Source organism: Segetibacter sp. 3557_3, from assembly GCF_004354985.1.
Classification (GTDB): domain Bacteria; phylum Bacteroidota; class Bacteroidia; order Chitinophagales; family Chitinophagaceae; genus Segetibacter.
In genome coordinates, this window is record NZ_SMSK01000001.1 from 1,042,032 (window position 1) to 1,061,933 (window position 19,902).

15 protein-coding genes are annotated in these 19,902 nt (G+C 45.8%); 10 read left to right on the forward strand and 5 right to left on the reverse strand.

Features of this window, described 5'->3' with window-relative positions:
• The first annotated feature begins 515 nt into the window (after positions 1–515).
• From EXU57_RS03740 to EXU57_RS03750, 3 genes are all read left to right on the forward strand, one after another.
• The gene (locus EXU57_RS03740; RefSeq protein ID WP_133266807.1) at positions 516–1,943 is read left to right on the forward strand and encodes a T9SS type A sorting domain-containing protein; all 1,428 of its coding nucleotides are present in this window, start codon (positions 516–518) and stop codon (positions 1,941–1,943) included.
• Between the two features lie 200 nt (positions 1,944–2,143).
• On the forward strand, positions 2,144–3,454 hold the full coding sequence (locus EXU57_RS03745) for an NfeD family protein (RefSeq protein ID WP_133266808.1): 1,311 nt from the start codon (positions 2,144–2,146) through the stop codon (positions 3,452–3,454).
• A 5-nt stretch (positions 3,455–3,459) separates the two neighbouring features.
• Positions 3,460–4,242 carry a slipin family protein gene (locus EXU57_RS03750; RefSeq protein WP_133266809.1) on the forward strand — a complete coding sequence of 261 codons (783 nt, stop codon included), beginning with the start codon at positions 3,460–3,462 and terminating at the stop codon, positions 4,240–4,242.
• A 92-nt stretch (positions 4,243–4,334) separates the two neighbouring features.
• Here the strand turns inward: EXU57_RS03750 and EXU57_RS03755 are convergent, their stop codons facing one another.
• Positions 4,335–5,582 (reverse strand): cation:proton antiporter, encoded by a 1,248-nt coding sequence (locus EXU57_RS03755; protein WP_165958018.1) that lies wholly within the window; start codon positions 5,580–5,582, stop codon positions 4,335–4,337.
• A 284-nt stretch (positions 5,583–5,866) separates the two neighbouring features.
• Here EXU57_RS03755 and EXU57_RS03760 point away from each other — a divergent pair, with 284 nt between their 5' ends.
• Both EXU57_RS03760 and EXU57_RS03765 read left to right on the forward strand, forming a co-directional pair.
• Positions 5,867–6,628 carry an MBL fold metallo-hydrolase gene (locus EXU57_RS03760; protein WP_133266811.1) on the forward strand — a complete coding sequence of 254 codons (762 nt, stop codon included), beginning with the start codon at positions 5,867–5,869 and terminating at the stop codon, positions 6,626–6,628.
• Positions 6,629–6,647: 19 nt separating this feature from the next.
• Positions 6,648–6,857 carry a VF530 family DNA-binding protein gene (locus tag EXU57_RS03765; RefSeq protein WP_243745490.1) on the forward strand — a complete coding sequence of 70 codons (210 nt, stop codon included), beginning with the start codon at positions 6,648–6,650 and terminating at the stop codon, positions 6,855–6,857.
• Between the two features lie 292 nt (positions 6,858–7,149).
• On the opposite strand, the gene EXU57_RS03770 is transcribed toward EXU57_RS03765, so the two are convergent.
• The 3 genes from EXU57_RS03770 to EXU57_RS03780 form a co-directional block, all read right to left on the reverse strand.
• Positions 7,150–7,920, reverse strand: coding sequence for a rhomboid family intramembrane serine protease (locus tag EXU57_RS03770; protein ID WP_133266812.1), 771 nt, complete (start codon positions 7,918–7,920; stop codon positions 7,150–7,152).
• A 405-nt stretch (positions 7,921–8,325) separates the two neighbouring features.
• A complete protein-coding gene (locus EXU57_RS03775; RefSeq protein ID WP_133266813.1) occupies positions 8,326–9,837 on the reverse strand; it encodes a glycoside hydrolase family 10 protein in 1,512 nt (503 codons plus the stop codon).
• Between the two features lie 242 nt (positions 9,838–10,079).
• Positions 10,080–10,568, reverse strand: coding sequence for a cupin domain-containing protein (locus tag EXU57_RS03780; protein WP_133266814.1), 489 nt, complete (start codon positions 10,566–10,568; stop codon positions 10,080–10,082).
• A gap of 157 nt (positions 10,569–10,725) precedes the next feature.
• Here EXU57_RS03780 and EXU57_RS03785 point away from each other — a divergent pair, with 157 nt between their 5' ends.
• The 4 genes from EXU57_RS03785 to EXU57_RS03800 all read left to right on the forward strand — a co-directional run bounded on the left by EXU57_RS03785 (position 10,726) and on the right by EXU57_RS03800 (position 13,705).
• Entirely contained in the window at positions 10,726–11,469 is a 744-nt protein-coding gene (locus EXU57_RS03785) for a hypothetical protein (protein ID WP_133266815.1), read from the forward strand.
• A gap of 178 nt (positions 11,470–11,647) precedes the next feature.
• On the forward strand, positions 11,648–12,091 hold the full coding sequence (locus EXU57_RS03790; RefSeq protein ID WP_207955374.1) for a hypothetical protein: 444 nt from the start codon (positions 11,648–11,650) through the stop codon (positions 12,089–12,091).
• Between the two features lie 224 nt (positions 12,092–12,315).
• Complete coding sequence (locus tag EXU57_RS03795; RefSeq protein ID WP_133266816.1) at positions 12,316–12,960, forward strand: GDSL-type esterase/lipase family protein; 645 nt, start codon at positions 12,316–12,318, stop codon at positions 12,958–12,960.
• A gap of 16 nt (positions 12,961–12,976) precedes the next feature.
• On the forward strand, positions 12,977–13,705 hold the full coding sequence (locus tag EXU57_RS03800) for an esterase family protein (RefSeq protein WP_133266817.1): 729 nt from the start codon (positions 12,977–12,979) through the stop codon (positions 13,703–13,705).
• 191 nt (positions 13,706–13,896) lie between these two features.
• Here EXU57_RS03800 and EXU57_RS03805 read toward each other — a convergent pair whose 3' ends face one another.
• Positions 13,897–18,243: a PKD domain-containing protein gene (locus tag EXU57_RS03805; protein WP_165958019.1), complete on the reverse strand. Its 4,347-nt coding sequence runs from the start codon at positions 18,241–18,243 to the stop codon at positions 13,897–13,899.
• 872 nt (positions 18,244–19,115) lie between these two features.
• Here EXU57_RS03805 and EXU57_RS03810 point away from each other — a divergent pair.
• A complete protein-coding gene (locus EXU57_RS03810; RefSeq protein ID WP_133266819.1) occupies positions 19,116–19,607 on the forward strand; it encodes a 2-oxo-4-hydroxy-4-carboxy-5-ureidoimidazoline decarboxylase in 492 nt (163 codons plus the stop codon).
• Positions 19,608–19,902: the final 295 nt, after the last annotated feature.

Sequence of the window (19,902 nt, forward strand, 5' to 3'; positions counted from 1 at the left end):
GGAAAAAGTTATGTGGAAACTTGCATAAATTGTGAAAACATATTTACTTTACGGCGGCGACACAAATTAAACGGCAAGAATTATGTGCATTGTTTTTAATTCTTTGTAAAATAGTTTCAATCAGGTTCCCTGGGTAATCCTGAAAATCTCAAAACCCGTAAACCAATATTCTGGATTTCACCAATCTTTTCTTCGCCCTTTGGCACAATAGTCCAATCCAACATTCTGTGAACAGTTGTTCATAAACAATTTATACCTGGTAATTGAGAATTGGCTGGTATTGTAATCGCAATTACCGGGTACACTGCAGTGCTAAGAATTGCCAGATTACTTACAGGGGGAACCTGTGCAAAAAACCGAAACATTTAAAGCTCCTGCTTTCAGGCGGGTGAACTATCCGGGTGGACCCGGTAAGATTCCTGCGCGTATGCATGTTCTAAAACACGCGCCGTACAAACTTTTATACCGTCGTAAACATTTTTCATTCTTTTCCTTAAACCTTAAACGTAAGAATTATGAAAACCTTTGTACTGAACTTTTCAGGGAAATGTAAGCTTCTCGCAATCTTCATTATGCTCTGTTTTTTAAACGCCGCCGTGGCACAGGGGCCGGTGGTTGGATACGACTTTTTGGGATCTTGCTCCGGCCATAATTACTATATCACCCAGGGCTATTTCTTCGGTAATCAGATCAGCGGTAGAGTTGCAGATTTCCAAAGTAAAACTGCTGTCCCCGACAATCATGTGTATGCTGCGGCAATTGCCAATGCTGCCGAAAACGAGTGCATTACCAACTTAATGCTTGCTTATAATGCTTCCAAATATGGTGGGCAGGCAAAAGCACCTGGCGCCGGTTGGAACGATATAAGAAATGCATGGATTGGGTTTACCGACGTCAACAATGAAGGCAACTTTGCCTGGTCCAATGGTCAGCCAAACTGTAATAATTATCGAAACTGGAATATCGACGAGCCGAATAATCATGGCGGAAACGTTTCCAATGGTGAAGACTATACACAGATCCTGATTATGGAACCATATCTATACCATGGCCAACCCATTAATCCGCTCGGAAAATGGAACGATTGGTACAACCAGAACATTATCTTGCCGAATGGCCAAGATCTCGGTCCAACCCCTCTTCCCGTAATTATCGAGGTGGGCCCTGCTGATTGTCCAACCGACCGCGACAATTACGGCTGTAGTCATGGTTATTGGAAGAACGCAGCAACTAAGGCCTGGACTGATGCAGGTTATGCACGTACAGACATCATTTCAACAGAATTTGGCATCACAAATGGTCGCAATGTGATTACACTGGGTGGCACTACCCTAGACGCCGGCCTTGACTTAAATGGCGGAGGCTACAACCAGGTTGCAAAACAAGGAATTGCGGCTTTGCTGAATGCAGGCCAGGGTTTTTACCCCTATACTACTGCCGAGATTATTACAGCTGTACGTTCTATGTTTAATACCGGATCTGCTACATTACCGGCTATTAACGTGGCTGGAAAAACATACAGCGGCGGCAACTTTAATTCACCTAATGCACTTGCGAGTTACCTCGAAATGTTGAATAACCTTGGTTGCCCGTTGAACAATCATGGATACCCTGAAGGCCAGGGAGGTGGAGGACCAAAGAACGACAAGCGGACAATGGCTGTGAATGTTGACGCAAAACAAGTTGTTGCAGGAAACCAATTCATGGTTGATGTTCTTCAAAACCCTTCGAATGGCGCTTTCAACCTCAGACTTTCTGGGTCCTCTGCTGAGAAAATTAGCATACGTGTAATGGATGCACAAGGCCGGATAATGGAACAGCGGCAGAATGTTCCTTTCGAACAGGTGCTTAGGCTGGGTTCAGACTACCAATCTGGAATCTATGTAGCTGAAATAATGCAGGGATCTACAAGAAGACAGGTAAAACTGGTAAAAGGGAAGTAACCTATAACGATTGATAATAAGGCTCAAATGAAAAAGACCGGATTTGTTCCGGTCTTTTTCATTTAATGTAAAAGGAACGTTGGTGCACACGCGCGGAATTAACACCGGGGCGTTTTCAAAATCCGTAAAACGATGTAATAAAGGCGCAAAATCGACTAAATTACGTTGTGCTTAAGCTGCTGAACTAATCAACCTGTATTATGAAGCGCCTTCACCTACTTATTGTTTTATGCCTGGCTTTCCTGTTTGCCAATGCACAAAAGGTCATATCCATCAAGGTTGATGGTTCTATCAATCCGGCTTCTGCCTCGTTTATCAAAAACGGTATTGATAAAGCTGCTGCTGAAAAAGCAGAATGTCTTATCATTCACCTCAATACCCCGGGTGGCTTATTAAAATCGACCCGGGTGATTGTGAGTGACATACTGGGCTCACCTATTCCCGTTATTGTTTACGTCTCTCCGTCCGGTGCCCATGCAGGTTCAGCAGGTGTTTTTATTACCATGGCGGCGCATATTGCAGCAATGGCTCCGGGTACAAACATCGGCGCAGCACACCCGGTTAATATGCAGGGTGGAATGGACTCTACAATGGCAAACAAAACAACAAATGATGCAGCGGCTTTTATCAGGAGTATTGCGGAGAAAAGAAACCGAAATCTCGACTGGGCGGAGGAAGCGGTCCGTAATAGTGTATCCATCACAGAAGCCGAAGCAGTTTCCAAACGGGTAGTGGACCTGGTTGCTCCATCTGAAGAAGCCCTGCTAGACAGCATCAATGGAAAATCAATTAGCCTGCCCTCGGGTACAAAAACCCTTCAAACCGGTAAGGCTACAACAGAGGTGCTGGAGATGAGCTTCGTTGAGCGTTTACTCGACATGATAAGTGATCCGAATGTAGCGTACATCCTGATGATGCTTGGATTTTATGGACTCTTATTCGAACTATATAGTCCTGGAGCCGTTGCCCCCGGGGTCATCGGAGGCATTTGCCTGATCCTGGCGTTTTATTCGATACACACCTTACCATTAAATTATGCCGGGCTTGCGCTGATCATTTTTGCTATTTTGTTGTTTGTTTTGGAAGTAAAAATTGTAAGTCATGGCATACTCGGTATTGGGGGTGTAATTTCGCTCGCGCTCGGGTCGATGATGTTAATTAAGACCGACTCTGCGCTTGAATTCATCAGGATATCGGTAGGCGTAATCATATCTGCAACCGTATTAACTGCCCTGTTTTTCCTGTTCCTCGTTTACATGGTTGTTAAGGGACAGAAAGCAAAACCAATTACGGGAATGGAAGGGATCATTGGTGAAACGGGTGAGGTGTTGCGGGATCTTGTGCCATCGGGAACAGTTAGGGTGCATGGAGAAATCTGGAAAGCAAATGCGCTAACAGGAAACCTCCAAAAGGGACAACGCATAATTGTTAAAGGAATTGATAACCTGACCTTGACTGTAGAACAGATTGGTGATAAAGCTGAGCTTTCAACAGGTAGTCACGAAATGTAATAACTATGGATAATTTACCCATCACACTCATCATTGTTGTCGTTTTTATTATTTACCTGCTTGGCAGTTGTATAAAAATTTTAAATGAATACGAGCGCGGGGTGGTATTCAGATTGGGAAGGATGGTGGGTGTGCGCGGTCCTGGTCTCATCTTGTTAGTTCCATTTATTGAAAAAATGGTAAAGGTGAGTTTGCGCACCGTGGTTATGGATGTTCCACCACAGGATGTTATCACCCAGGATAACGTTTCCATAAAAGTAAACGCCGTTATTTACTTCAGGGTAATTCAACCAGAAAAAGCCATTGTAGAAGTTGAAAACTTTTTGATGGCAACATCCCAGATTTCGCAGACGACCCTAAGAAGCGTTTTGGGACAATCTGAACTTGACGACCTGCTCGGTCAAAGAGAGAAAATCAACCAGCGTCTGCAACAAATCATCGATAACCAAACGGAACCCTGGGGCATAAAAGTTTCTACCGTTGAGGTGAAACAAATAGACCTGCCACAGGAAATGCAAAGGGCAATGGCACGCCAGGCTGAAGCAGAACGCGAACGCCGCAGTAAAGTGATATCTGCAGAAGGTGAGTTCCAGGCTTCGCAGCGGTTGGCGGATGCGGCAAAAGTATTAAGCGAACAACCGAGTGCACTAACCCTCCGGTATCTGCAAACCTTGCGCGAGATAGCGGTCGAAAATAATTCTACCACCATCTTCCCGGTACCGATTGATCTGATCACCCCTTTTTTAAACCAGGTGTTTAAGAAAGATACTGAGCACAAAGAAGGCTAATCCGATGCTTCTAACCAACCGTGCAAGCTATATTTTAAATCGTGCAACTGAGCATCTTCTACCCTATACCTCAACTCCCAATACCTCAGCTCCTATTCCGGGATCTCCTCATGTGGTAGCTTTTCCTTGAGATGTTGCATGATTGGTGTTGCGGTTATGCCGTGAATGATTACGGATAACAATATGGTGAATGCAACGATTGCCCAAAGCTCATCTTTGTAATCAAAGTCGGCACTTTTAAAAGCAAATGCAAGGTAGAAAACGGAGCCCATCCCCCTGATGCCGAAAAAACTGATCGCCAGTTTTTCTTTTAGATGCGCATCTTTACCGTACATACTGAGATATGCTGCCACGGGCCGCACAACCAGGAGGAACAACACGGTAAACAGCGCCATTTGCCAGGTAAGCGGTTTTAAAATTCCATTTACCAGGCATCCACCAAAAAGAATGAGGAGCAACGCCACAAACAACCTTTCGGCCTGGTCGGTAAATGAATGCAGATCATGATGGTAATCGTGTGTTTTTTCGAAATGCCTGAGGTTGATTGCACAAACGAAAACTGCAACAAAGCCGTACCCGTGAACCAATTCTGTTATACCATATACAGCCAGTGTAAGTGAAATGGCGAGAAACCCGTCTCGTGTTTCTAAAAACTTAGACTTTTCAGCAACGCGAAAAACGAGGTAGCCTGCAGCCTTGCCAAGTAAATAGCCCACTACTGCACCAATAATTAATTTGTATAAAAGATAAAATCCAAACCAATATCCGACCCCGGTGCCTTCAGCAGAACTGCCCAATGCGAGCAGAATAGCGAGCCATGTAAATGGAAAAGCCATCCCGTCGTTCATGCCAGCCTCAGCAGTAAGCGCGAATTTGGTCTCTGATTTCTTTCGTTCATTCGGCGGTCCCACCTGCACGTCCGAAGCAAGAACGGGATCGGTAGGCGCGAGCACTGCACCAAGCAGCAATGCAGCCGCTATGTCGAATCTGAGCAAGGTATAGCCAAGCCATGCCGCTGCTCCGATGCAAAGCAACATGGCTACAGAAACGAGTCGAAGCGGTGAGGCCCAATTAGTAATTGAGAAACCCCGGTCGATTTTAATCCCGGTTCCCATGAGTGAGATAATGACCACCAGTTCCGTAAGATGCACGGTGAAATCCAGGTTGCTTCCAGGATCAGGATCAGGCATAATACCAGGGAAAAGAACATACAAGATTATCCCCAACAGAATATAAATTATTGCATACGATACACCTGTCTTTTTTGTTATTGCCGGCATCCAGGCCATGCCAAATGCGGCGAGGCCAAAAAAGGTAAGCAAGAGTATATATCTATCCATGCCGTACCTTGTCAAACTGCGTACCACCATGCGGTTTCACAACAAAATAGGACCGTTAGGTGAAAGCATGGTGGACCGTTAACCCAAACTGAAGCTTACAATCTCAACCCGAAGGCTTTCAGGAACATACGTTGATGCGCAACGACAGGTATAATTGAAATGCAGAGAGATACTGTGATAGCTGACAAAAGCGTCGCCGGAACGCATAAACATTTATTTGTTTTCTAAACAAAGCTTATAGAAGTTTGTAAAGGGTTGTTTCAAATCCGTTTAAAAGCTTCAACATGAAACGCAAACTTGCCTTTACGCTGCTCCTGGCTGTTGGTATTACCTTTTCACATGCTCAATTGGTTAGCCCGGATCGTGAAAACGTTAGAGGTGGCGAAATGACCATTCAGCCAATCACCCACGCAACCCTTGTTTTAAGCTACAACAAAAAGAACATCTACGTGGACCCAACAGGTGGAGCAACGGCTTTCACCGGACTTGCAGCTCCCGATATTATATTGGTTACTGATATTCACGGGGATCATTTTGACCCAAAAACAATTGAAGCCATCAACACTTCAAAAGCTGTTTTGGTAGTGCCGCAGGCAGTTGCCGACAAGCTTCCTGCTACGATGGAAAAAACAAAGGTGATCATTTTAAATAACGGCGATAAGACAATGCAGCAAAGCATTGGCATCACTGCCGTGCCCATGTATAACCTCCCGGAAGCAGCAGATGCATTCCACACAAAAGGACGGGGAAATGGCTATGTGTTATCGATTGGTGGCAAAAATGTTTACATTTCGGGCGACACTGAAGATATACCTGAGATGCGGTCTTTGAAAGATATTGATTTTGCATTCGTTTGTATGAACCTTCCTTATACGATGGATGTGAGCCAGGCAGCAAGCGGTGTTCTTGCCTTTAAGCCAAAGGTGGTATACCCTTACCATTACCGCGGACAAGATGTAAATACCTTTAAGACGGTTGTAAATTCCGGGGATGCCTCGATTGACGTGCGACTGAGAAATTGGTACCCTGCTGCGCAAAAATCGTGAGTGCTGATACTGTTACATTATGATGACGTCAAACGATCCCCTGCATGGTAAAACACTCGAAATGATTCTCACCTACCTCGTGGAACATTTCGGTTGGGAAGATTTGGGTAGAATTATAAACATCAACTGCTTTACAAACAACCCAAGTATCAAGTCAAGTTTAACCTTTCTACGAAAAACACCCTGGGCGCGGAAGAAGGTTGAAGAATTATACCTGAGCACCTTGTGATGAACAAAACGAGATTGATATTGTAAAATCTGCCAATAACAATACAAACTTCGGGATGGTAGCGCCGTTGCTGTTGATGCGGTGTCCTCCAATCTACCAAATCATCCTGCTTAGTATTCTACCTTGTGCCGGTGTAAAACGTAAAGACCTCACCCCTGCTCCTGACCTTACACCTGCAAGGATTCTGCATTGGTCGGGGACACACATCTTAAACAACCCGAAGCCGTTACAACACATTGGTGATGATCTTTAGCCGGGTTTAAGGATTCTGCAAATAAGCTTTTTAGGTTGTCTACCAACTCCTGACATTCCGTGAGCGTTGCCCACGGTAAGCCGGAGTTTTATTTAGAAACCTTTTTACGAGCAGCAACCCGAATATAAAGCCGCCTATATGAGCAGCATAGGCGATACCCCCACCCTCCTGTCCACCCAACGTACCCAATCCATTGAGCAATTGAAAGACAAACCAAATTCCAACAACCAGGAATGCCGGTAAGGTGATTACAAATAAGAATATCCAAACATGCACACCTCTTCGTGGAAACAAAAGCAGGTAGCCACCCATTACCCCTGATATCGCGCCTGAGGCGCCAAGCGAAGGGATAAGCATACTTTGCGGCAGGATTACCGTACTAAACACATGGCTAAGGCCGGCAAGTATCCCGCAAAGCAGGTAAAACATCAGGTACTTAAGATGACCCAATACGTTTTCGAGATTATCGCCAAATACCCATAAAAACAACATGTTACCAAAAAGGTGCGCTATACCGCCGTGCATAAACATAGAAGAAACCAGGGTAAAAAAAACGGGAATTGGTGTAGGTTGCAATCCGGGAAGTTCAACCTGGTTGCCAAGTGCATCCGTTACGATTTCAGGACGGGTAACAATATCGGAGGCCGTTAGTATCTCCGCCGGCACTGCTGCATATGCAAACGTAAACGGAACATTTGAACCGATACCCTGCCAATAGATAAATACAAATATGTTTAAAGCAATCAGCAGGTAGTTTATAAAAGGGGTAATCTTCCGGTCTCTGTTATCGTCACCAATGGGTAAAAACATCGTTTTCGTACAGTTATTACAAATCTTGTTCCCCCCTATCTTTCGATTTTAAAAGATAAACACGATGGGTCGACTCATTGCGATCTGCAGTTTGCATTCGGCTGTATTATATGAGTAAAAGCGGGATGTTACATGTTGGTCATTGCTGAATAGCGTTACAAAAAGTACAAGGGAGTGACACAACAAAAGATCAATCAAGGTACCAATGCTGGTCACCAAAAAAAGACCGAATTGGAATTGCCCGTTTGTTGTGACTCGGATGCACGTGCGTTGTAAGTGGGGAATAATATTAAGCACTTGCTGCTTTAAACAGACCGGGTTGCGGCTGGCTTCCGACGGAGTTCTCTCATCGGCTTCCATCCCCGGTTCCAAAAGCTACTTCAGTTCCCGGTATTCACCAGGCAATCACTGGTTTGTTGGTAAGGCATTCCACTTGCTTTCGTTACCGAGCCGGTCTACCGCGGATACGCCAACCTGGGTCAGTGGTTGCTTTGAACTTTCGGAAATGGTTTTAATTGTGATCGACCTGGTTTTACGTGTACAAACCTGGTAGCTCCATTTGTCGCCATATTGATAATAGACTACGTATTCAAACGCATCGTTCACATCGGCAGGCACCCAATTGATGGTTAAATCGTCACCCTGGCTCATCATCTTTACGACCGGGGGTTGAGGTGCCTTACTGTCGAGCCACGGCGACGGGGGCACAAGCGCCTGCGGCCGGTAAACCCCCTGCAGCAATGCAGCTGACAAGTTTACGTTGCGCATAACAGCCGACAAACTCCAGTGGATGACCCCCTTGCTTTGGGGCAGCATTCCGCGCGATACCAGGATTTGGTTTACCGTTTCGTTTACGGTTCGGTAACCGGTATCGGCACCAACGTTTATACCGGGCCAGAGGTGCCTGGCCATGGTATTCTCTTTCTGCCACCAGCCCAGTAGTACAGGAAAGCTTTGTGGAATGCGGTTTATGGGCCAATACAATTGCGGTGCGAAATAGTCAATCCAGCCTTTGTTCAGCCAAAGTTTTGCATCGGCATATAACTGCTCGTACTGGTCAAACCCCTCGATTGACCCGGGATTGCCGGGTCGCCATATTCCAAATGGACTGATGCCAAATTTTACATGGGGTTTCTCTTTTTTGATCGCCCTATGCAATCGTTTAATCAAGGTGTTTACACTTTCACGTCTCCAGTCACCCCGGGATAATTTACCGCCACCAAGTTGATATGCCGACCAACTGGTTGAGTCCGGAAAATCTTCGCCAAGATTATATGACGGATAAGGATAGAAGTAATCATCGAAGTGCACCCCATCAATATCATAACGCTTAACGATGTCTAAAACAACGTTGGTTGTACGTTCCTGGGTTCCTTTTTGTGCAGGATCCATCCAGTAGTAGCCTTCCTTTAGTTTCACTACAAGTTCAGGGTTGGTTCTAACGATCGACTGTTCACTTATTTCATTACCATCTTTGTGGTGCGCGCGATAAGGATTTAGCCAGACATGCAGTTCGAGTCCACGGTCGTGGGCAGCCTCAACCCAAAATTCAAGCGGATCGTATAGCGGTTCAGGTGCCTGGCCTTGTTTGCCGGTTAGAAAATAAGACCATGGTTCGAGCTTGCTATTGTAGAGTGCATCAGCTTGCGGACGCACCTGGAAAATGACCGCGTTAAAATGATGATCCTTGAGGAAGTCAAGCAAGACAAGTGCTTCTTTTTGTTGCTCGGCAGTACTTAATCCGGGACGCGATGGCCAGTTGATGTTTGCTACGGTTGCAATCCATGCGGCCCTAAACTCAGCAACAGCCCTGGGCCTGGCAATGCCGACACGAGCAGTAGAAGGCTTAACCTGGGCATAGATACCTACGAAAAACAGGGATGAAAATATGGACAACAGCAATCTTTTCAAGTTCATGTACCGGTTGTTTTCGTGAAGATACATTTGTTCTTAATGCCCCTACCCTGATATACCGGGACCTGATTGAAGGGCTGTTTAAGCTTGTCGACTAAACACAAAAAACAAGCATTTAGAAAATCGCACCTGGTTCCTGGGTTGTCAGCAATTGGGAAGACTGAAATGACTGGCCAGACGGTACGATTAGGTAAAAAGGCCATCAGTGCCTTATTCGGGGCTCACTGCAACTGGCCTGGATTGTTTTACCGGGTGAGCCGGTCTATTACCGTGGCATTACCAGGGAAAAATGCATTTAAAATCGAACGGTCCGCCATCTCGAAATCGCGAAAATCAAACCCGGGCGACACCGTGCAGCCCACCAGCGAATATTGGGTTCCCGGGGCAGGCTCCGAGGCGAACCAGGCATTTGCCGGTACTACATACTGGAATACGTCGCCAGCGCTAAGATCAGCGCCAAGGCGTATACAGGTATATGCTCCTCCCCTTTCAAGTATATGGATCAACAATGTGCCACCTGCGTAGAAGTGCCAGCACTCATCACTTTTAATCCGGTGGAAGGCTGAGAACTGATTCTCCGGTAACAGGTAGTAAATGGCTGTCGAGCAGTTTCGCGGGCCATCGAAGCCTGCAGGACAGGGAATGATTGCAGGAGAACGGTACGTTTCGCGGTAATACCCACCTTCCGGGTGTGGCTGAAGCTGCAGTTGACTAATGTATTGCTCGAAGTCCATTATCAGGTGTTTAACAAAATTGCGTGTAAGCCAACCGGACAGGTTGTGGCTGGCAGCGTACTGGTTTATAGATGATTATAAGTAGCCACTACAAAGTGAAGCGGAACAAAAAACTAAAATTATCGCTTATTATTGCCGCAAAGAACACTTTGACACTATGCAAATTACAGATGTTGCCGTAGCAACCATCACCTGGGCACGGGATCACGAAGAAGAACAACTGCTAAGAGACGCATTAACCCAACTGGCGGCACACAACATTCCCGTATTTATCTGCGACGGTGGATCACCCCAGGCGTTTATTGACTTCTTAAATGGCTTTGAAAATTTTACGGTCGTCGAGTCCAAAGTACGGGGATTATGGGGACAAGTACATACGAGCCTAAAGGCTGCATCTCAGTCCGGACGGACATTTATCTTTTATACAGAACCGGACAAGGAAGCATTTTTCAGAGAGTCCCTCGCCGGCTTTTTAATGGATGCTTCGCCAGATGCGCACACCGGAATTGTATTAGCATCCCGCTCTGCGGGGGCATTCTCAACCTTCCCGGAGTTTCAACAAAAAACAGAAACCACCATCAACTTTTGTTGCACCGAGGTGATTAAACAAGAACTCGACTACACTTATGGTCCCTTTCTGCTTACGCGCGAACTAATCCCTTATTTCAGCAGGCTACCAGATAGCATAGGCTGGGGCTGGCGTCCCTTTGCATTTGTGCTGGCACATAAGCTGGGTTTTAAAGTGCGTTCGCAGCCAGGCGAGTTCAATTGCCCTGAACCACAACGGAGTGATGATGCAAGCGAACGATTATACCGGATGCGTCAACTTGCGCAGAATATCGAAGGAGTGCTCGAAGCGGCCAGTTTTCAATTGAAGCCAGGGAACAGTGCAGGCGAGTGAATACCAATTGATACAGCATTTTATTAGGTAATTATTTGCACACTAAGATCCCGGCATGCGCCTGCATAGCTTTTTAAGGAAGGCGGGTTTTCCGGCACAATTTTCTCTTTTGCTTCAGCAAAAATCCTCCAGGCAGCATTGAATATGGCCCTGAATTAGAAAATGAAAAATATTGTTTATGAAAAATGCAAAGTTTACATCTGTTTTAAGTCGTGCCGGGTTCGTTAGTTTGGTCTTAATTGCAGTGCTCGCAGTAAGCTCCTGTTCGAAAAAAATCAGTTTTCAAACATCGACGGCGGTGCCTGCTGCACAAGGCGTAGTTAAGTACAAAAAAGATGGCAACAACAATTACCGCATTGAGGTAGATATCAAAAACCTGGCTGCCCCCAAAAGACTTGAGCCACCTAAAAGCACTTATGTGGTATGGATTGAAACTGATGCCAACGGAACAAAAAACATCGGCCAGTTGAAAACCTCAAGTGGAATATTTACGAGTACGCTAAAGGCTTCCTTAACCACGGTAAGTGCATTTAAACCAGCTTTCCTGTTTATTACAGCTGAAGAAAATGGAGATATTCAGTATCCCGGCTACCAGGTGGTGTTGCGAACCAATCGTTTTTAAGCACCCGTTGACTCTGGTGATTGTTTACCAGACAAATTCAATCTCGCGACTTTAGGCACATGGAGCTGCAGTCTTCATTATAAGCGTCTGCAAAAAAAGCAACCAGGGGTCCGGTTTTCACGTCATGCCTGTTCACGGTAAGCCACATTAAGTTATCCTTATGTTTACCCGTTAACGACTAACCAGGCACAACAAACATTTTTCACCCACTAAATTTACACTTCATGTTTTGGTATGAGGATGAGGTAAAAAGACTTGAAGAAGATCTTTCCATTGTTACAGAGCCACACGGGGTTGTCTTTTATGGCAGTTCCTCAATACGACTATGGGATTCGCTCCAGGAAGATTTTGCGGACTATGCACCGGTAAATACCGGCTTTGGCGGATCTACACTCGCGGCGTGTGGTTGGTTTTTCAATCGCATCTTTACCAACCTTAATCCAAAGTCAATTATTTTGTATGCAGGTGATAACGACCTTGGCGATGGCCGCCATCCAGAAGAAGTCTTTCTTTTCTTTAAGGAACTGGTGGATATGATTCACGAGCGTTATGGCGACATTCCACTAGGCTTTATTTCCATAAAGCCCAGCTTTACCCGCTGGGATATTGTTGATAAAATCAGGTACACAAACAAGCTCATTGAAGCGGAAATCAACCGGCTCGGCCGCAATATGTGCTTTATAAATGTTCACGATAAAATGACGGATAAAACAGGTTATCCAAAAAAAGAATATCTTGACCCTGACGGTTTGCACATTAATGAAAAAGGATACGCCTTATGGAAAGAAACCATTATGGAAAGTGTTAGAGCGGGTGAAATGAAGCTTTTTAAATTGATCCCGGAACACCCGCCGGCAATAGATATGTGAACCTAATCCCCTCATTATGAAAAGAGAATATCAAAGATGGTATAGTCCGAATTTAGAAAGAGATATGGAACTATTGATATTCGGTCACCGGGGTACACCGATTCTTTTTTTCCCTACCAGGATGGCGCGCTTCTATGATTACGAAGATTGGGGAGTAATCGGTGCAATCAGGGATAAAATTAGTCGTGGCAAAATACAGGTGTATTGTGTGGATAGTGTTGATGGAAACAGTTTTTATGCAAAAGATCTTCATCCCTCCGAACGGGTCAAACGTCACAGCTGCTACGAAAAATACATTCTTAACGAAGTTATTCCGCTAATAAAATCAAGGAACAAAAACCCCGGGCTTATATCGGCGGGTTGTAGCCTGGGCGCGTTTCATGCAGTTAACCTTTGCTTCAGGTATCCCCACCTCTTTAAAAAAGTAATTGGCATGAGCGGCAGATATGATCTGACCCTTAAGCTTCAATACTTTGACGACCTGTTTGACGGTTATTGGGATGAAAACGTCTATTTCAATACCCCTGTTCAGTACCTGCAAAACTTCAATGATGAGCAACTGATCCGGTCACTCCAGAAGATCGAGATCATACTGGCCATTGGCCTTGAAGACGCTTTCCTTGAAAACAACATCCTGCTCAGCACCCTATTGCAGGAGAAAGGCATTCGCAACCGGCTCGACTTTTTACCCGGTGAGGCACACAAAGCCAGGTATTGGGGCGAACTCCTGCAACAATACCTGTGATGGTTCTCCTGCCAAATAGGGGTCTTTACCACGTTCTGCAATCAGTTAACAGACCCGGTTGACAGAATGGTCATTCGAACGGTCACCTTCTGTTATATGCTTGGCTTGGTATAATCATCAACAAAGCAGAGCATCGCGCAGCATAACTCCATTCCTATCATTTTCAGGTTATTCTTGGGCGCAATCAGTACTTATCTCAATAGGGTTACCGATCCGGTAATCTGCTTCCGTCCGTTTTTAGGATCGATAATATAGTAGTAAACACCAACTGGCAGCACTGTGCCTTTTACGGAACCATTCCAGGGCACTGTATAACCGATGCTACTAAATACAAGTTGCCCGTACCGGTTGAACACCTGCACCGTTGCACCCTGGTAGGTATCCAGGTATTGAATATTCCAGGTGTCGTTGATGCCATCACCGTTTGGTGAGAAAGCATTTGGTATCGTTGGCGCCTTTAGTACCGTTATGTTAACCTGGTCCGTAGCGGAACATCCGTCAACCGATCGCGCCGTGAGCCGGTACACGATATCTGTAGTCGGGCTTGTGTATGGCCTGAGTATATTATCCGCATCCAGGAATGTTGCCGGGGTCCATCGGTAGCTTAGTCCAATGCCGTTTGCAGTTGCATTCAGTTGCGCTCTACCCCCTTCCAACACGAATAGATCGGGGCCGCCGTTTAGTGTAGGAACAGGTGAAACCTTTATCGCAGCAATCGCGGAGTCGCGACATCCTTCATTGGTGGTATAAACATATTTGATCAGATGGGTTCCTGCCGCTACCGTGGCGGGGTTAAACAAACCATTTAAGGAAACACCAGCTCCACTGAACAACCCTGATCCCGATAAACCTGCTGTTTCGCGTGCAGTGGTAATTTGAAAGGCGGTGTCATTCAGGCACACCCCGGACAAGGTGCCAAACGTCACTACAGGGCTCGCCGCCAGCGTGAATGATTGCGTTTTACTGCTTACACAGGTTCCGCCGGAATAAGCAAGCAGGGTTACCTGGAATGTTTTCACCAGCGGCGATTGAAAAGCGGGATATCGATGGGCATAGACCTTGCCTGCTGTAGGATTATTGTCGGTCGTAACAGCAGCAGGCGCGCCGGCTACGTCCCAAACAATCTCCACCTTTGTTAAGCTGCCAAAATTAACCGTGCTGGTATTTTGTAATTGCACCGGCAAGTTGGAGCAACTGGTCTGCCCGGTGATAAAGTTAAAATCAGCAATGGGCTTATCGCCATTTACCGTAAAGATTTTTGAAGAGGTACCAATACAGCCGTTTGCTGAAGTGGTTGTTAATAACACTGTATAGTTTCCGGTTGCAGTGTACTTATGCGCGGCATTTTTGTCGGTGCTGCTGTTCGGGTTAGCGTTTGTTGCGTTGCCATCACCAAAGTTCCACAGGTAAGTCATAGTTGAAGTGCTTCCGTCAGTTGCATAACTACTATCGATGAATTGCGCAGCCGCATCTGCAAGGCAAACTTTAGGCAAAATGAAATCTGCGACAGGTTGTTTATATATCGCCAGGTTTTTTGCCGTGGTATCACTTTTACAACCTTTGTCGGACAACACTGATAACCGTACATTGTATGTACCACTCTGATTATAGGTATGATTTACAGGCGTTCCATTTGCAATATTACTTAGTGTACCATCGCCGAAATTCCAGTTCCATTGCGTGAGGTTCCCTGCAGCAGATGAGGATTGATTGTTTAGCACAACCACCTGTTTTTCGCATGTGGGGTTCAGCACGGTAAAGTCTGCTACCGGTAAGGCATTTACCAGGATGACTCCTGGTATGGTATCGCTTACACAACCCTTATCTGTTACAACATACAATCGTATGGTGTAGCTACCCGGAGCAGCATAGCGGTGTTTAGGATTTTGGGTACTATCAACTGAGCCATCGCCAAAGTTCCAGTACCACTTTGTGATCGCACTTCCACTGCCATTACTTTTATTCGAAAAAATTGCCGTATCGCGAAAACAAATTTCGCGAGCCACATCAAAGCCTGCCACCGGGGCGGGATAGATATTATTAACCTGCCGTTGCAATTCGGTACTACAACCCGCGACTGAATAGGCCTTTAAACCCACCATAAACGGTCCTGCACTTGCGTAAGTATGAACGGGATTCCGGGCAGTATCAATAGTGTTATCGCCAAAGTTCCACTGAAAAGATAGCGAGTTAGCGGACCCGTCGTTGATGGTTGATAGATTTTGGAATCTTGCGACTCCCAACGGAAGGCAAACCGCCGGCAGGTTAAAATCTACGTTAGGTGCAGGATTTATATTAACGATCCTACTATAAGCAAGGCTTTTGCACCCGGTGCTGCTTTCAACAACTAGCGAAACAGTGAAGTTGCCTGCAGTAGTAAATGGGTGATTTACCGGTGCACCGGTGGTATTAACAATGCTGCTTCCGTCACCAAAGTTCCAGGTCCACTTAACCAGGTTGCCTGCAATTATGGCTGACGAGTCGGTGAAGGTAACATTGCTGCCCACGCAGGCCGAGGCGGGGTTATCAAAACGTGCTATCGGTTGGTTGTTAATGTTGATCGATTTTGTTGTATCCGCAACACACCCGATGTCTGTTATTGCTCTTAGGTGTACCGGAAAACTTCCGTCCTGGTTGTACTTTTTCAAAGGGTTCTTAACACTGTCGGTAGTCTGGTCGCCAAAGTCCCAACGCCATTTGGTAAAAGCTCTGCCAAAACCGTTTCCATTTTCGCTGAAACGAACGGTATCGCTGATGCACCCGGTAAAGATGGTGCTGAAGTTTGCCTGTGGTGGATCATAAACTACGATTTCATAACTGATTTCCTGTTTTCCGTTGCAACCATCGGCGGTGGGGTTATTAGCCAGCACTTTTATACCATATGTGCCTGCAGTACTAAACCGAAATGCGCCTTTTAGTTTGTACACATATAGGGTTCTGCCATCGCGCACAAACGAGCTGTCAGGCGCAGGAGCAGCGTTATCGATGTCGGCATTCGGAGTAAGATTGGGATTGTTGTTGAAGCGCCAGCTTAGGCTACTTGCCAGGTATGGAAGGGTGATGGAAAAGAAAAATGGGGTGTTCCTGCATGTTGCAGGAAAATTGACGGTTGCAAATTCATTTTGCAGCGACACAAACTGGTAAAGGTCGAGCACGTTGGTGCCGGCGTTGTAACCATAACTTTCTGCATTTCCAAAGCCATAAGCAATTGCATTAAAGCCCGAGTCGGCTACGAGGTTATGTATGCCTGCCTTTGTTTTAAACTGCGCATAGGAGTAAGACGGGTCGTTTGGTAGCGGTGCAAAAGAACTTGCTGAGTTTACCCCATCAAGCATAAATGAATTTACCCCAGCGCTTTTCATTACTACGTTAATGTAATGATTGTTGGGATTGATGACAGCGTACGATGTTGAGTTCAGGGTAATCTTATTGATGGTTTGTTCAACCGGGCTCAGGTAAATCATTTCCGGATCGCCGCTGCTGCCGAGCGCGGTATTGGTACACTGGTTTGCAGTAGTAATAAATTGCGCAACCATCACCGGCTTATCTGCCTCAATGATGTTTGTGGCGGCGGACTGAAATTCGTAATAACGGCCGTTAGTCAATCCTGTAAGCGGCGCCCCGTTTAACTTTATACTGGTAGATGGATCACTAACCATTACCCTGAAAAAGTTGTTGGCCATATCGCGCGTGGGGATGGTGATATATTTTCTTCCCCACGCATTGGCCGGAAAACACTGTTGTATGGTGTTATCGGCAGACCCGTTACCGTTAACATTGCACCTGATATTTAGCTTACCGGAGCCGCAGAAAACAGCAATCCGCTTGCACCCGGTTGTACCCGTGCTAATCGATCTTATACGAGTGCCCGTAAGGTCAACACCCGACTGGCCCGAAATCTGGCCAAGCAGGTTTAATATCTCACCCTTCTTTAGTGTTTGCGTAAATGGAACCCCGGCGGCGTGGGTTAAAGTAGCAGCTGAGGGAGTTACCTCTACTACGGTACTGTCTTCAGTAGCAATTACAAAGGCGAACGGATACGACAAATTGGAATTGGAAGACTGGGTGAAACCAAGAACAGTATAATCCTGTCCAAGCGTGTTTGTAGGAAAAAGCAAGGTGGCACCGGATACGGATCCATCGTACACGTGGGCATAGGCGACAACCGGTTTATCGCTGGTGATATGAATTCCGCGGTTTGATAAACCTTCTGTAGCTAATCTTGCATCGTTGGTTCCCGTTTTTGGAATGGTTGCTGATTCGGTGACCGTGTTTGGGGTTACCACATAGTTTGCCGACCATCCTGTAGCCGGTATCTCTACCCTCACATTTGCAGTTTGATCGGAAGTAAAATACAATACCATGTTCTGCGAACCTCCCGAAGGGTTCACAGCGCCATTAAGGGTGGAGTACATCGCAACATGATTAGAGTAACCCACCCAAAAATCGGTTCCTTTATTGGAGAAGTCCTGGGAGAAAACCTGCTGGCAAGCCAGGAAAGATAGTAGAACGCAAATGACTCTTATGGATGAAAACATAAAGTTCCAGGGTTGTAATCGGGTATTTAAACTGTAAAAGGGCTTTGGCCAGGTTAGGCTGCGCGTTATCATAGAGGTAGATACATCGTTACAACTCCGCGCACCCGTAACAACCCCTATCCGAACATAACATTGGTTCTGCTAATGCCACAGCTTATTTTATACCGTGTAAGCAGGGGTAAACCCGGGAACTTGTAATGAAACTTAAATATAGTGTTTTAAGGCGTTGAACTTACCGGCTAGCACGTATTTGTTATGCCCGGTTGATCATTGCAGATCGGCCGTAAAGCATGTCTTCCATTGCTACCAATAAAATGACTGCAACATAAGTTAGCACTGCGTTTTTTTTGGGACGAACAGCCGATCATTACCCGGCTTTTCTTGCCACGCTCGCTTGTACTGTTGGAGCAATGCGCGGCTTACACAACAACCAGGATGTTTGTGAAACGCGCTTTTTCATAGCTCTATTTTGCCCTTTAATATGGATCTTCGGGATTGTGCTAGAAGACCGATTTCTATTCCTCCTATAACCACCCTGGCACAAATGCTTTGCAGATATATGGACCACTCTTGCTCATAAAGGTTATGCCGTACAAGCGAGCGTGGCAACGACGTTTCATCAGAGGACAATCGCCGGTCCCAAAAAAACAATACTTGATTGGATCAACCTGCCCGTCTGGTAGCACTCACGAGGTGGCGGGATATGGAGTTTGTATGCAATTAATGATGGTTTAGCTATGTATTACCTGTTTGCTGCGGCAGCTTACCGATCTGCAATACTGGTATAGTTTTTTGATCGGCATACGGCAGCAGCAAGTGTAATCCGAGGCAGATCCAAATGACTACATCTTAAAACCAAATACCTTTTTGTTATGATGATCTCCGAATATGACCAATTGGAAGCAGAACAGAAACGAACCCTGTTACAATCTTGTTGCGGTTCGCAACAGTGGATAGACAAGATGGTTGAAGAACCGCCATTTGAAGACCTGGTAAATATGTTGGACGCAGCGGAGCGACTTTGGGATGAGTGCAGTCCGGAAGAATGGAAAGAGGGCTTTAAGTGTGAGCCAGGTTCCGGAGAACAGCAGTCAGGAGAAGGAATTCCGGGAGCAGATCGTGAGTCACAGCAGGGAGCAAGTGAAAACGATAGGGAGATGAGGAAAATGCTGGCTACTGCCGGGGCGGACTATGAAAAGAAGTTTGGCTATAAGTTTATCATCTGCGATAGTGGAAAAAGCGCAGCAGAAAAGTATGCTGCCGTGCAGCTACGTTTGAACAATACTCCCGAACAGGAGATCCAGGTTGCTGCCGACGAGCACTTTCAGGTAATGAGACGTGAAATTGAAAAACTGTTTTTGTGAGGTAGTTGGCGGTACCCGATTACATGTAAAAGGAGTTACCCCGTTAACCCGTAATCATTGTTGAGTCCCTGGTTGGGAATAGTAATAGCAATTTTGCAGGGTGCTTTACTAAACTCCGGGTTAATAAAGCAATGAAAAAGATTTACAACGAACACTATCCCTCTTGTAAAATAATCGGCTGTTAATATTGGCTCCTTTCTCCATCATCCTACTTCACTTCGCACTACGCCGGGAACTCCGAATGATCCGCGGAACAAAGCAAGGAAACAGGTGAAGTTTACGTTAAGCAATCCAT